This window comes from Candidatus Thorarchaeota archaeon (assembly GCA_013388835.1).
Taxonomy (GTDB): domain Archaea; phylum Asgardarchaeota; class Thorarchaeia; order Thorarchaeales; family Thorarchaeaceae; genus JACAEL01.
This window is the reverse complement of record JACAEL010000014.1, coordinates 63,349-76,408: the sequence shown is the minus strand read 5'-3', so window position 1 is coordinate 76,408 and position 13,060 is coordinate 63,349. Positions and strand designations below refer to the sequence as shown.

At 54.7% G+C, this 13,060-nt stretch carries 16 protein-coding genes; 6 read left to right on the top strand and 10 right to left on the bottom strand.

All coding sequences use genetic code 11. The features are described from left to right. Positions 1-8 precede the first annotated feature (8 nt). The 7 genes from HXY34_02560 to HXY34_02530 all read right to left on the bottom strand — a co-directional run bounded on the left by HXY34_02560 (position 9) and on the right by HXY34_02530 (position 6,840). The gene (locus HXY34_02560) at positions 9-764 is read right to left on the bottom strand and encodes a hypothetical protein (GenBank protein ID NWF95000.1); all 756 of its coding nucleotides are present in this window, start codon (positions 762-764) and stop codon (positions 9-11) included. Next, positions 764-1,528: a winged helix-turn-helix transcriptional regulator gene (locus tag HXY34_02555; protein ID NWF94999.1), complete on the bottom strand. Its 765-nt coding sequence runs from the start codon at positions 1,526-1,528 to the stop codon at positions 764-766. The genes HXY34_02560 and HXY34_02555 overlap by 1 nt, the downstream gene beginning before the upstream one ends. Before the next feature lie 263 nt (positions 1,529-1,791). Continuing rightward, positions 1,792-2,709: a DUF1028 domain-containing protein gene (locus HXY34_02550; protein ID NWF94998.1), complete on the bottom strand. Its 918-nt coding sequence runs from the start codon at positions 2,707-2,709 to the stop codon at positions 1,792-1,794. Between the two features lie 140 nt (positions 2,710-2,849). Next, positions 2,850-3,659 carry an isopentenyl phosphate kinase family protein gene (locus HXY34_02545; GenBank protein ID NWF94997.1) on the bottom strand — a complete coding sequence of 270 codons (810 nt, stop codon included), beginning with the start codon at positions 3,657-3,659 and terminating at the stop codon, positions 2,850-2,852. 15 nt (positions 3,660-3,674) lie between these two features. Then, entirely contained in the window at positions 3,675-4,472 is a 798-nt protein-coding gene (locus HXY34_02540) for a hypothetical protein (GenBank protein NWF94996.1), read from the bottom strand. Between the two features lie 370 nt (positions 4,473-4,842). Next, entirely contained in the window at positions 4,843-6,042 is a 1,200-nt protein-coding gene (locus tag HXY34_02535; protein NWF94995.1) for an electron transfer flavoprotein subunit alpha, read from the bottom strand. A gap of 3 nt (positions 6,043-6,045) precedes the next feature. Beyond that, positions 6,046-6,840, bottom strand: a complete 795-nt coding sequence (locus tag HXY34_02530; GenBank protein ID NWF94994.1) for an electron transfer flavoprotein subunit beta/FixA family protein — start codon at positions 6,838-6,840, stop codon at positions 6,046-6,048. Between the two features lie 271 nt (positions 6,841-7,111). On the opposite strand from HXY34_02530, the gene HXY34_02525 reads away from it, so the two are divergent. Next, positions 7,112-7,462, top strand: a complete 351-nt coding sequence (locus tag HXY34_02525; protein ID NWF94993.1) for a hypothetical protein — start codon at positions 7,112-7,114, stop codon at positions 7,460-7,462. Between the two features lie 90 nt (positions 7,463-7,552). Here the strand turns inward: HXY34_02525 and glmM are convergent, their stop codons facing one another. After that, the gene (gene glmM / locus HXY34_02520) at positions 7,553-8,908 is read right to left on the bottom strand and encodes a phosphoglucosamine mutase (protein ID NWF94992.1); all 1,356 of its coding nucleotides are present in this window, start codon (positions 8,906-8,908) and stop codon (positions 7,553-7,555) included. A gap of 71 nt (positions 8,909-8,979) precedes the next feature. Here glmM and HXY34_02515 point away from each other — a divergent pair, with 71 nt between their 5' ends. From HXY34_02515 to HXY34_02495, 5 genes are all read left to right on the top strand, one after another. Next, positions 8,980-9,543, top strand: coding sequence for a tetratricopeptide repeat protein (locus HXY34_02515; protein ID NWF94991.1), 564 nt, complete (start codon positions 8,980-8,982; stop codon positions 9,541-9,543). Between the two features lie 156 nt (positions 9,544-9,699). Then, entirely contained in the window at positions 9,700-10,110 is a 411-nt protein-coding gene (locus HXY34_02510; protein ID NWF94990.1) for a 30S ribosomal protein S19, read from the top strand. A gap of 157 nt (positions 10,111-10,267) precedes the next feature. After that, positions 10,268-10,420, top strand: a complete 153-nt coding sequence (locus tag HXY34_02505) for a hypothetical protein (GenBank protein NWF94989.1) — start codon at positions 10,268-10,270, stop codon at positions 10,418-10,420. A 22-nt stretch (positions 10,421-10,442) separates the two neighbouring features. Beyond that, a complete protein-coding gene (gene msrA / locus HXY34_02500) occupies positions 10,443-10,973 on the top strand; it encodes a peptide-methionine (S)-S-oxide reductase MsrA (GenBank protein ID NWF94988.1) in 531 nt (176 codons plus the stop codon). A gap of 36 nt (positions 10,974-11,009) precedes the next feature. Further along, positions 11,010-11,861, top strand: a complete 852-nt coding sequence (locus HXY34_02495) for a methyltransferase domain-containing protein (protein ID NWF94987.1) — start codon at positions 11,010-11,012, stop codon at positions 11,859-11,861. 60 nt (positions 11,862-11,921) lie between these two features. On the opposite strand, the gene HXY34_02490 is transcribed toward HXY34_02495, so the two are convergent. Together HXY34_02490 and HXY34_02485 are read right to left on the bottom strand one after the other, a co-directional pair. Further along, the gene (locus tag HXY34_02490; protein ID NWF94986.1) at positions 11,922-12,116 is read right to left on the bottom strand and encodes a hypothetical protein; all 195 of its coding nucleotides are present in this window, start codon (positions 12,114-12,116) and stop codon (positions 11,922-11,924) included. A gap of 122 nt (positions 12,117-12,238) precedes the next feature. Next, complete coding sequence (locus tag HXY34_02485; protein ID NWF94985.1) at positions 12,239-12,772, bottom strand: hypothetical protein; 534 nt, start codon at positions 12,770-12,772, stop codon at positions 12,239-12,241. Positions 12,773-13,060: the final 288 nt, after the last annotated feature.

Genomic DNA, 13,060 nt, shown 5'->3' with positions numbered 1-13,060 from the left:
ATGCTGGACTAGGAGTCCCAGTCATCTGCCTCATCTAACGCGCCATCATCCACATCATGGCAGAAACGTCCATGCAGACGATGAGGAGGACTCGATCCTGTGTCAAGTACGCGAATCGCTCTTCGGACCTGTCTTTCAATCATGTCTGGCAGGTCGCTGAGACCATCAAGTCCCCAGAGGTCGTGGCGGCCAATCACGATAGTCTTGCCGCGTCTGCCTCTCACTGCCACACCTTCCTCTCCGACAGAGACAGACGATTGCTTGCTTAGGACGTGTATTCGTCTACCATGCATGAACACGATACTATCGTCCTTGACTCGAAGAAGGATGTCCTCTTCGTCGCTTCCCTTGGCAAACAGAGCCATCGAGCCCGAGTCCATGTCTGACTTCTCCAGACGCAGTTCTCTGAGTCTTTCCTGTGCCATCTGAAGGAACTCACCGACACCTTTGCAGCCGGCAGCCGGGAAATCGTCCTCTTGTGCGTCCCGCGACTTCTGTTCCACAGAAACCGCACCTATCAATACAGAGACGCCCGTCAAGGAGTCGGTGATCGACCGGCCTATAGCACCCATCTCAGTCTCAGTGATAGCGTCCACTGCAATTCGGGACGGCCCCATGAAGACGACACCTACTCTGGTGTCACTACGCATCAACGGGGCCCAGATGCAACCGGCCCTTGACTCCACTATCGCGGTCTTGGCCGAGATGAGCTGACAGTCCTCGGTCAACACACGTAGTTCATTGCTCACAGTGAGGTCTCTCATCAGTTGCCACCCCATTCGTCTTCGTGCTCAGTATGCTCCGGTTCTTCAACGACCTCAGTATCTCTCGATTCTGTTTCAGTCCCCGAGTCAAACTCCTCTGGATCAGAGGGTGCTTCAGCGTGCTCAGTCTCGTCGTGGTTACCATTTGACCTCCGCTCTCTCTCCACCTTGCTGGTCAGCCACTGTGCAAGCCTGTATGCAAGTCTTCCCTCGACAGAGAGGTAGTATGTACCACGGACTTCGCCCTTGATGACATAACCTGCCTCAAGCAACGGATTGAGATGGTGCGTGAGAGAGCTTCCGGTCCGACCAGTCTGTTCCTCAAGTTCATTGAAAGTCTTGCCTCCGTCCTTCAGAGACTCGAGGATCCTGAGTCGCTCCTCACTTCCCAGAGGAGATATCACTCTGGCAACTCTCTCAGGAGAGATCTGCTCAATAGCCCTACGCCTCTCCCTTGAGTCTCTGGAGAATCGAATGAATGGGCCATGAATGCGTCTTCCGCATCTGTCTAGGCCTTCCACGCTCATTCGTATTTGCTCGCCGATTCCAGCCATCATCTCATCCAGACCTTCAGTTATCCCACTCAGGTCGATTACTGCAGCTCTAGGTGGAGGCGGTTCACGATGAGGGGGTCGTTCTCGCGGCCTGTGCCGACGGAATTCATCCCTCTCTCTCCTTAGAGAGTCTAGCTCTTCCTTCAGTCGCTGCTTCAACTCGCGAATCTCATCGAGTTCCCTTCGAATCTCATCCCGGAATTCACCCATTCTTTGTCACCCCTTCCGAACAACCAAGACGGTACTCATGGACCGCGAGTTGGCAGCCCATGGGAATCGAAGCACGAGTCTCTAGGCGTGTGAGTCACGCGGAGTCCAGTTCGTGTTCTTGGTTGTCACGGTCAGTGTACTTCAATACTGTACATTATTACAGTTGTTAATAAACTTTCGGTTACAATACAGTAGAGAAGCTAGTTGCATGGCGAAGCCTCACACTGAAGCTCAGACTGGAGTCTCAACTACGAGAGCGCATCCTACTTCTCAGCAGAAGCCTTCGCAGCGTCCTCCAGCAGGTAATTGTAGACGCTCTTCCAAATCCTTCCGTCATCACGCGCCTTGTTCTCGAAGTTGCTGTAGTTCAGATAGGCTTGAAGAGCACTCTGCGCATGTGAGGAGAACCCAAACCTCTCTACACGGTCTAGGTATCCCAAGCGCACCAATGCCTCCTGTATCCTCAGAGCGACATCATCCCGAATCTCCAGCAACGCACTGGTTGGCTCACGGCTCAGCAGCGTCATGTCATAGATTCTGAAGACACGCTCAAGCTCTTCGATTGGGGAACGGTGATCGTCCACGCGCACATCAACGTAGCGGTCTGTTCCACCTTCATAACCACCGTTCTTCCTGACGACTAGGAGTGCTGCGGACTGCATCCCCCTTCGGTCTCCGCCCTCGGCTTGGCCTGCCTTCAGTGCTGCGAACAGCCGGTCAATCAGGTCGCCCTCAGTGCTCTCGTAGGCATGTGCCATTGAAGAGACGACAGACTCTCCTGCAAGGATATTTCCCTGACAGGAGAAACCATCGCCAATTACGTGTCCTGCCCACTGCATACACTCGCTTCCAGTGTGCACCGCCGCCCTTCCGTACGAGTCTACAATTCCAACCTGTCTGTGTTCAGCCTTTGTGTCGTCCTTCAATAGGGACTTGAGGACTTCGGTGGCAGTCATGCCACGCGAGAGCAACTCCAGCCCTCTAGGACCAAACGAGACGTTGGCCCATGCCTGAGTGGCTATGGCGCCGACCTCTGCAGCCGCAAATGGCACAAGTGAGCCCACGGCAGGGAACTTGCTCTGCACAATCACGCCCAAATCGTGAGTCGTGGGGTCTCTTGCCACTACAGAGAAGGTCGACGGCCTTGATCTGGAAGGCCGCTTCAAGATTGCAGATGTCATCTAAGCCACTTGCTCCATACACTTAGAGTGGCCCCCGGTGATAAGTACACCGGCAGACGGACCAGCAGGACCACCTTCCAGTTTCGCAAGTGCTCAGCTCCCTGGGATGCCGTGTGAGCTACAGTTGTGCCACTGACACCTCAAGCACGAATCCGTGTGCAGTCCAGACTCCCAGTCAGGTGACTCCGCAGACTCCCCTCTCGCATCAATGAGAGAATCGAAACCTCAAGTCCCTTCTCAATCATGTCTGCGATTGGCAGGAGCGATGAGAGCTTCCCCTTCATTGCGCCAGTTGCATCCACTGCCCCTGTTGCGCCCATCTCCGCGAAGAGCCGGTCAAGGTCTTTCAGGTGAATCTCGGGCATAAACCTCGCCCCCGCCGCCTTCGGGCTCCTGTCAAAGACGCCAGCAACATCGGTGGCAAAGAGCAGCCGCTTGGCTGATAGCTCACGTGTCAATAGTACAGCCATCTGGTCAGCGCTGCCGACACTGAACCCCATCTTGCGGTCGAATATAACGTCCCCGCCCAAGAACGGTATCGTTCCAAGGTCAAGATACCCCTTGAGTGGGTCAAGACACCAACTGGATATCCGCATCCCCTCGGAAACAATCATCGAGGATGGATGCATCAGGTTCACAGGGAGCCCTGCCTCATGCATGTGTTTCACCAGCATGAGCCTGTACTCGTTCACCTTCTGTTGTGTCCGGGTGAGAGGCATCAGCTGCGACTTGTCTCTGAAGCCCTTGTGCAGTCCATGCTCGAGCACCGGCGGGTGCCCAAACGACCCGACTCCATGAAGCAGCACAAGGGACTGGAGCAGCCCGGAGTCCAGACAGTCCCTGATGTCATGGGCGACCCGCCTAATCACATCCTCTCTGGCCGTGTAGGGCTTCGACTTGTCAGTGAGGAGCGAGCCACCCAGTTTCAGAACTGTCACATCTCCAGTCAAGACCTGCACCACCTATCACAGCGTGAGAAGCGGGAATGACCACATCGTTACAGAGCTGAGCACAGCCGCTACGATGACCACCGAGATTGGTACTGTCCAGTTGTCCAGACTGCTAGGACTGAGCGCTTCGACCAGAGTAGCCACTATGCTTATGATGAGGATGACTGGAAACATGGCAATCAAGCTGAAGCCGGCTTCAAGCGAGAATATCAGGACGAGTGCACTACAGAACACAAGGGAGCCAATCAACATCCCAAAGGAGCCAGCGACTGTCTTCTGTGCTCCACCAATACCGAATTTCCGTTCGCCTCCGTACTTCCGCCCGACTATGTCGGCCATGCCATCGCCACCAGCAACGCACCCGATGATAATCAGTGCAAGAGGACTGGCACTGGCCAGACCTGCGGGCGGGACGTAGAACCATAGCAGCGTGATGATAACAATCCATATGGCATAGTAGAGCGTTCCCTTAAGCAGCTCTTCCGGTTTCCCCGACCTAGACATGGACGCGACAAAGGCCTCGTTCTTCACCTTTCCAGTCCCAATGCCCACGAAGAGCAGGACAAAGAGGATGGGCACCACAGCCGCGATGACTCTGCTCAGGAGTCCCCCTGTATAGAGTGGCCAAGTGACCAAGAAGACTGGTCCTGCGAAGATATGGACAATCTTCCGCGTCACGTCTGAAGACAGCTTGCCGCCCTTCTGGATCGCTCCGTTAATCAGGACAACCAGCATTACGGCCAGTATCGAGATGACCATTGCGACTATGTCCCAGACGAGTTCCATTCCCGGACCGAGTGGACTGAATACCAATCACAATTCCTCCTTGAGTTTGAATCACACACGAGTAGTAAAGGAATCTACAAGCATGATTGAGAGGCAGAATACTCGCATCGACAAGCGCCGACCGTTCGTTCCTAGTCGGACAGAGCTGGACACAGGAGTGTTATCGCCCCCAGGAGACGGCGCTGGGTAGGGTCACTGCTTGAGGTCTCACGATGTGTCCAGTCGACCTCTGTCTCTCTGTTCACGCACTGAGGTATATGGGCACCAAGCAGTGTTGTCCAAGATGGTCCAGCTTCTGGGCAGCTGCTGCAAACCCAGCCCGTGTCAGTGAGCACTATTTCAAGTGCTCACTTCAAGGCGTAGCACGATTCAGGGCAGCGCAACATACATGTCTGTATCAACGCTCAGATTTGAACCGCTTCAGCTCCTCAATTAGCGCAGGCACTACCTCAAATATGTCTCCAACAATCCCGAAGTCAGCTATGCCGAAAATAGGAGCCTCAGGGTCCTTGTTGATGGCAACCACGACCTCACTGCTACTCATTCCAGCGAGATGCTGAATCTGCCCGGATATTCCAAGCGCGAAGTAGAGTTTCGGGCAGATAGTACGACCGGACTGACCGACCTGTTGACTGGGTGGAAGCCAGCCTGCATCCACAACGGGTCGAGAGCCTCCGATTGCAGCGTCGAGGAGTGCTGCGAGCTGTCGCGGCAAGTCGAGGTTTGAGGGGTCCTTGATACCGCGGCCACTGCAGACGACGACCTCTGCCTCTTCTACAGACTTGACTCCCTCAGACACCTCAGAGACCTTCTCCAGTACTTTGGTGCGAACTTGGACTGGACTTATCTTGACCTGCACAGTTTCTACCTCGCCCTTCCGGGATTCATCCGGAGCACTCGGCTTGAACACATTAGGCCGCACTGTCGCCATCTGTGGACGAGTGTAGGGGCACAGAATCTCCGCCATAATGTTGCCTCCGAACGCGGGACGTGTCTGCACCAGCTGGCGTTTCTCATCGATGTCAAGACCTGTGCAATCAGCAGTGAGGCCGAGCTTGAACCGGGCTGCCACTCTGGGTGCGAGATCACGGCCGTTGTTTGTTGCTCCGAAGAGGACTACTGCGGGCTTTCTCGAGGCGATGAGCGAACCCACAGTGATGGTGTACGCATCAGTAGTGTAGTCAGCAAGTGTGGGGTTATCGACCACAATCACCCGGTCTGCGCCCTGATGTATCAATGAGTCAGCAAAGTGCGCAATACCATTTCCCATAAGGACTGCGACCACTTTCTCTCCCAGCTTGTCCGCAAGCTCCCTTGCCTTGGTCACCAGCTCATACGATACGTTCCTCAGGCGAGTCCCAACTGCCTCACAGATGACCCAGACGTCCTTGTACTCTGCCAGTGCTTCTGCACATATGACCTGCCGTTCAATCTCAATCGCATCGACGGGGCAGACCTCCTCGCAGGAGCCGCAGAGTACGCACTTGTCAAAGTCAAACTTGACCTTGTCACCATCCTTCTCAATTGCACCGAAATTGCAGACCTTTATGCACAACATGCAACCAGTGCAGGTCTCTCTCTTGTATATCAGACCCATCTCTCATATCGCCCCCTTCTCTGCTAGAAACTCGACCAGCTTCTGAACAGCTTCTTTTGCTGTGACACCTTCGAGTTTGATACCACCCTTCCGCTTCTGCGGTGGAAACACTCTCCTGACAGTGGTTGGAGACCCCTTTAGCCCGATTCGGTCCTCTGGCACACCAAGTTTGGCAGCACCAACCTCTTCAAGTGGCTTCTTCTTTGCCTTCATTATGCCCATGATGTTCGGTAGCCGGGGTTCATTGAGGCCCTTGTTAGCAGTGATTAGGGCTGGCAACTTGGCCTTCACAACCTCATAACCTTCATCAGTCGCCCTGTGACAAATCACATGTTTGCGGTCCTCATCAAACTCAAGATGGCGGACATAGCATATCTGGGGTATGCCTAGCAGCTCCGCGAGCTCAGGACCGACTTGGGCAGTATCGCCATCGATGGCCTGCTTGCCACAGATGACAAGGTCGTACTCCATCTTCTTGATCTGTTCAGAAAGTGTGAAAGCAGTCGCCCAGGTATCAGCACCCGCAAATGAACGGTCAGTGAGAAGGACTGCCTTGTCAGCACCCATGGCGAGTGCCTTGTAAAGGGCGTCCTTCGCTTGCGGTGGCCCCATCGTTATCACTGTGATTTCGGTGTCATCAGCAAGTCGTTCCTTGATTCTGACAGCCTCTTCAACAGCTATCTCGTCGAACGGATTGAGAATGCTCGGTACACCATCTCGTATGAGAGTGCCTGTGTCAGGGTTGACTTTCACCTCTGACACCTCTGGCACCTGTTTGACTGGAACGATAATCTTCATCGCACGCACCTCAGAGTGAGTTCCCATCTTTGCTGTGGCCCGCAGACTGAACTGCGCCCATTATAAGCAATGCGCACGAGGACAAGCAAGGAACACGGAGCACACGAACGACGACTACGACTCGAACCGAAGTCCGGACGGCTCATCTGGGCTTGCACCAGACGTACGTTGTCACCTGCGCCGACGGAATATACGCAGCTGCGTAATCCTTTTATGATAGACGAAGCCGTCATGGAATCAGTTCCATAACTCCCACTCAGGAGACGGATAAATGGGCAAAGAGAAGATTGCAGGCGCATTGATGCTTATCCTGGCGCTACTAGTCATGGTGTACTATACATGGGGACTTGTCCTTCTGAAGTTGATTCCAAGCCTCGGAGACTGGGTCCATACTACCTTCGGTGCAGGAACGATCCTTGACCAGATTCTCGCTCCAGACCCGATGTTTCTGATCATCCTTCCGGTCTGGCTGGCTGCAGTCCTGATATGTGTGATTGCAATGTGGATTGGCTGGACCATGCTCACCACACCCGCCCCTGAGCCTCTCGAGGACTTCGACTTCGATGAGGAGTCCGTGTCGGGAGAGAAGAAGGAAGAGAAGAAGGAAGAGAAGACCCAGTAGGTCATTCTCGGGATCACAATCTGAGTGAGGAAGGCCACCCGGTCTTCCTCATCTCGTGAGTTCTATCTACGATGGTGACGCTCGCTGGTTTCACAAGCCAGCTGCGCTCCGAATCATGTCTTCGCCCAGCTTGCAGAGGTGTGTTGCGGACTCGAGACTCCTTCCTTCCGCGAAACACCTCCACAGCGGCTCAGTTCCTGAGGGACGCATGAGGACCCACCCTTCGTCGTAGATCACTTTTACTCCATCAAGTGTGACTCTCTGCATACCATCTGTCATTTGCAAGAGTGATGGCAGAACCGACTCCTCCTTCTCAGGTGGAACCGGGACCTTTGACTTCTTGTTGTAGTAGACCGGCAACTCAGCGACCAGTCGCGAGAGTGACTTCTCCTCGGTCGACATGATCTCGACTATCAGAGCTGCAGTCATCGCTCCGTCTCGGACTGGTTGATGGAGCGGATAGAACACACCCCCATTCTCCTCGCCACCCAGTTGTGCACCAATCTCGACCAGCCTGTGAGACACCACTACGCTCCCCACGCGTGTCCATTCCACTCGTGCCCCCGCGTCTCTGGCAACGTCCTCAATCAGCCGCCCGCTACTCACCGGCGTGACAAGCACCGAGTCCTTCATCCGCCTCAACACACGAGAGGCGACTATGGCAAAGGACTGGTCGCCCCATAGGACCTGTCCTCTCTCGTCCACGAATGTGGCACGGTCAGCGTCCCCGTCATGTGCGATTCCAAGGTCTGCGCCGAGGGACTTGACAGCCTGACTGAGGAAAGTGATGTTCTCGGGCAGTGGTTCTGGTTCTCGACCCGGAAAGTGCCCATCCATCTGAGCGTTTATGCTCACCACATGACAGCCAAGCTCCCGAAGAAGAAGTGGAGTCACAAGTGAGCCGACGCTGTTGGCCCCATCCACGACTACCTTCAGCGACCGCTTTCGTATGGCCTCAGAGTTCACCTTCGACTTGATTGCATCGATGTAACTGCGAATGGGTGAATCGTCACGGGTGACTCCTCGTATCTCTGTCCAGCTCACGTTCCTGAAGGACTTCGCGAAATAAACGCTCTCGATGCGGGCCTCCACTTCACGACTGACCTCAATGCCATCAGCACCGATCACCTTCACCCCACTGAACCTCGGCGGATTGTGAGATGCGGTGACCATCACTCCGCCGGCACATCGAATGCGCGGTATGGCATACTGAAGAGTCGGAGTTGGGGCAGGCCCAATGTCGACAACACTGCAACCGGTGGACAGCAGACCGGACACGACCGCCGACAGATACATGTCCCCGCCCATCCGCGAGTCTCTAGACACTGCAATCGGCGCAGGTCCCAAGACCGTTCCGACTGCACGGGCTATGTCTAGGACCATGTCGACAGTGAGCTCGGAGTTGATGACCCCACGTACTCCATTTGTACCGAAGAGATGGGTCAAGATATCACCAATCGCATGTCAAAGCTATGTGCTTAAGAGCATAGTCACTGTGCTGCGCCATGAGCCTCAGTATGCCACTCTTCAAACCCAAGACCAAGGAGAACGAATATGAACAGGCTGCCAGACTACTGACGGCCGGAAAGGCAGCCGATTCAATTCCCATTCTTAGGAGTATACTTACAAAGAACCCCCAGAATGGCGACGCAATGGTCACACTGGCAGTGGCCCTGATGGAAGTGCAGGCAGAGCCAGCCTTTGATTCCTCTCAGACACAGGAGGCCCTGGCATTGCTGGAACAGGCATCAAGGATTGCTCCCAAAAGCGCAATACCACACTTCAACCGAGGAGTCTGCCTCAGAAAGACCGGCAAGCTCGAGGAGGCCCTTGCATCATTTGAGAGTGCTTTGAAACTGGAGGAGAAGTCCCCGCTAGTACTGCTCCACATGGCAGAGGTGAATTACGAACTCGGAAGGTGGGAGAAGGCCCTTGACTTGGCAAGGAAGGCATTGGCACGGGACCCCGGTCTTGAATCTGCTCTCGTCTGGGTACCGGACGCGATGAGGAAGGCCGGCAGACTGGAGGAGAAGGGGACTCAACTTAGACAGCCGGGATCGGGTCCACCCCCGGACGCATGACACCACGCACCAGCGAGCACCTCTGCGGCTCTCGTTGAGACAAGAAGTATGTCGTGACGGACTGAGCATAAAGATAGACTTAAATTGATACCAGAGAGAACTCAGCCAATTCTGGCAGGTCACAGACCATGCCTTGTGCCGTTCTCCGGTGATTCAATGTCGCAGAAGGGTGTCATCAAGTACCGCGGATACGAGCTCGAAGAGCTAGCCAAGATGAACATGGATGAGCTCATTCAGATTTTGCCCTCTCACAGAAGAAGGACACTAAAGAGAGGTCTCCCCCAACGTCAGAAGAAACTCCTCATGGCACTCCGCGAAGCCAGAAAGGCCCAGAGGAAGGGCAAAGAGGTCATCGTCAAGACCCACTGCCGCGACATGGTCATCCTCCCGGAAATGGTCGACCTCACCATCGCTGTACACAACGGCAAGGAGTTCGTCAAAGTCAAGATCCAGCCTCAGATGATTGGCGAGTGCCTGGGATCGTTCAGCATCACAACTCACAAGGTTTCTCATGGGTCACCGGGGATTGGTGCGACAAAGAGCTCAGCATACGTCCCGCTTAAGTAGACAGAGGGCTATCCATGCTCTATGGATTGAGATGATGGCGATTCAGTCCACTAGAGGTCGTCCGCTGGATTGACCTCATCATCAATGCCATCCTCTCTCTCGCCATCCATGACCATTCGCATACGCCGTGTTTCTCGCTCCGACGCAAGGCGCTGAAGTGTCCACAGACGAAATCAACGGGCTCTGCAGATTCATAGATGGCATCCCACAGAACGCTTTGCGGTATGTCCCATGTCAGCTCATCGACAAGGCCTTGCCTTTCACCGAACTGATGCAAGACCTCCCGTTCCTCTATGAGCTTCTTGATTAGCATTGTATCGTTATGGCATCATATGGAGAAGGCTACACTTGGAGGCGGATGCTTCTGGTGCATCGAGGCCATCTTTCAGCGACTCAGAGGCGTGACCTCAGTTGTCTCCGGATACTCAGGAGGGCATGTCAGAGACCCTACTTACGAACAGGTCTGCACTGGCAGGACTGGCCATGCTGAAGTCTGCCAGATAGAATTCGACCCGGCACAGATATCCTACCGGGAAGTCCTCGAGGTGTTCTTTGAGGCGCATGACCCCACGACACTGAACCGTCAAGGGAATGACGTTGGGACCCAGTACAGGTCGGTCATCTTCTACCACAGTGATGAACAGAGACAGCAGGCGGAAGAGATGAAGGAACAACTTGCCAGGAGCGGCAAGTGGAAGAGCCCCATTGTGACGGAGATAGTGCCATTCGTGGAGTTCTTCAAGGCAGAGGAGTACCACCAGAACTACTTCCGAAGAAACCCAAACCAGTCGTACTGCCGACTGGTGGTGAAGCCCAAGGTGGACAAGTTCGAGAAGGTCTTCAAGCTCAAGCTCGCCCCCTAGCCCGTGTCCTGCAGAGCCCAAGAGGAAGACTCACAAGTGAGTACGGACAACGAGCTGCAGACAGGTATGCTCGTCATCGACTCTGAGACCGCAAGAGAGGCGCTGGATGCTGCCCTCAGAGGAGAGAAGGACACAGTCCTATCTCTAGACCTCGGCGTCACCGAGAGCAGAGTCAGCCTGGACAACCTTCCATGGGATGTCGAGTCCCTCAGGAAGATGGCCGACGACCCCGGGAACATCTTCTTCTGGGACGGGTCAGGTACGTTCAAGGCGGCCATAAGGGGGGACCACTTCTACAAGCTGATACCGACTGGCAAGGGCAAGGCACCTGCACTGCTAATTGATGGTGTGCTCATGCATCCCATGAAGGACACGGACCCGTTGACCGACGCGGCACTCAAAGCCGAGGCCTGTGTGCGAGCTGGACTTGTCGTCCTTGAGATATGCACCGGACTGGGCTACTCGACGATAGCATGTCTGGACAGGGGTGTGAAGAGCATCGTGACGATTGAGAGGCAGCAAGAGGTCCTGAACCTTGCGAGAATCAATCCGTGGTCTGAGAGGCTCTTCAGCAATCCTCGCGTCAGCATCGTGAAGGGCGACGCTGTAGAGGTAGTCAAAGAGCTGCCTAAGGAAACGTTCGATACAGTACTTCACGATCCACCGAGGTTCACAGCAGACTCCGAGTTGTACTCGATAGAGTTCTACTCCCAGCTGCGCAGGGTCTTGAGACCGGGCGGTACCCTCTTCCATTACGTGGGTTCACCGGGCTCTCGGTACAGAGGCAGGGACATGCAGAAGGGAGTCATGGTAAGACTGAGAGAGGTGGGCTTCACTAACACTCAGAGGGTCAGCTCTGTCAAAGGAGTGCTCGCCACGAGGCTCTAGCATCAAGGTCTACGCTGTCACTTAACAGGAATAGGGCATCTTGCGGACTAACAGCAGATCTCAAAGGAACAGCAGCCCGAAGATGAGGTCGCCTGTCACAACTACTAGGAGCAGAGCAGAGGCCTGACCGATGAAGTAAGAGAGGCCGATGATGAACACCCACGTCTTCTCGAATATCGCTATCAAGATGAACCTGAGGTTGGCCTTTGCATTCAGACTCATGAAGTAGAAGCCGAGCCCGAATGCAAACACCAACCGTTCATCTTTGGCCGGACAAAGTCAGACACAGGAGTCTTGTCACTCCCAGAAACGGCACTGGGGTCACTCCTCGAGGTCTCATGAAGTGTCGAGCCGACCTCAAGATCTCCGTCTCCGCATCAGGACTTCTTCAAAGAGGCTGGGACCACGCGACGAAGACCGAACAGTGCATCACTATAGGCCTGACTCAGTAGCTGCATACGCACGACCGCCCACTCCCGGCTGCGGATTATCTCACTATACTTGTTTCCAATCTTCACCTCCCGGGATGTGACAGTCGCAGTCGATACGTCGTGGCGGATCTCGTCCAGCCGCGTAAACCACTTGGGGATTATGGTGCCCACTAGCCACGGGATGCTCTCATTGTCAAAGGAGCTAGGCAGCTGGACGAATGTGCCTGCAATCACAGTATGCTTCAGCATCATCTTCCCAGATACCCACTCGGGGTTGTCCCTGTGCGTATGGTAGTAGAGGTACGGCGAACTTTCTAGTCCAACCACTGCATCGTAGATGACATCGATTGCCAATGCCGCGGCTTTGTCTCCGACCTGCTCATACTCGAACTCGACTGTGAACTCGTAGCAGCCGTCGACTATGCCGATGTCTTTCACGACCGTGAGGGTTTCAGAGCCCGACCTCCGCTCAAGAGCCAATGGGAGGAGTGGCAGGTATCTCTAGGACTCGTGAGAGCCCATGAAACGCGCACTGGCATACTCCTCTAGACTCGGAACATCTTGAAGCGCATCGAGCAGCCTCTTGAGGCCGGTTTCAGTCAGTCAGTCCCTGTCTGAGATGTCCACCTCAAGCTTCAGAATCGTCTTCCTCGTCGAGAAGACCGACGGACCGTTGTAGTAGCGGGTCCGGTACAGCCTCATCCTTCTCACTCCGTTTTCCAATCTGACGCATTGGCCATACCACACTGACATCAATTCGGGGACTCA

Coding starts and splice junctions, on each gene's coding strand:
- HXY34_02530 (NWF94994.1), bottom strand. CDS start 6,840: ATGAAGATTATCGTTCCAGTCAAACAGGTGCCAGAGGTGTCAGAGGTG.
- HXY34_02550 (NWF94998.1), bottom strand. CDS start 2,709: ATGACATCTGCAATCTTGAAGCGGCCTTCCAGATCAAGGCCGTCGACC.
- HXY34_02535 (NWF94995.1), bottom strand. CDS start 6,042: ATGGGTCTGATATACAAGAGAGAGACCTGCACTGGTTGCATGTTGTGC.
- HXY34_02510 (NWF94990.1), top strand. CDS start 9,700: ATGTCGCAGAAGGGTGTCATCAAGTACCGCGGATACGAGCTCGAAGAG.
- HXY34_02555 (NWF94999.1), bottom strand. CDS start 1,528: ATGGGTGAATTCCGGGATGAGATTCGAAGGGAACTCGATGAGATTCGC.
- HXY34_02560 (NWF95000.1), bottom strand. CDS start 764: ATGAGAGACCTCACTGTGAGCAATGAACTACGTGTGTTGACCGAGGAC.
- msrA (NWF94988.1), top strand. CDS start 10,443: ATGGAGAAGGCTACACTTGGAGGCGGATGCTTCTGGTGCATCGAGGCC.
- HXY34_02525 (NWF94993.1), top strand. CDS start 7,112: ATGGGCAAAGAGAAGATTGCAGGCGCATTGATGCTTATCCTGGCGCTA.
- HXY34_02515 (NWF94991.1), top strand. CDS start 8,980: ATGCCACTCTTCAAACCCAAGACCAAGGAGAACGAATATGAACAGGCT.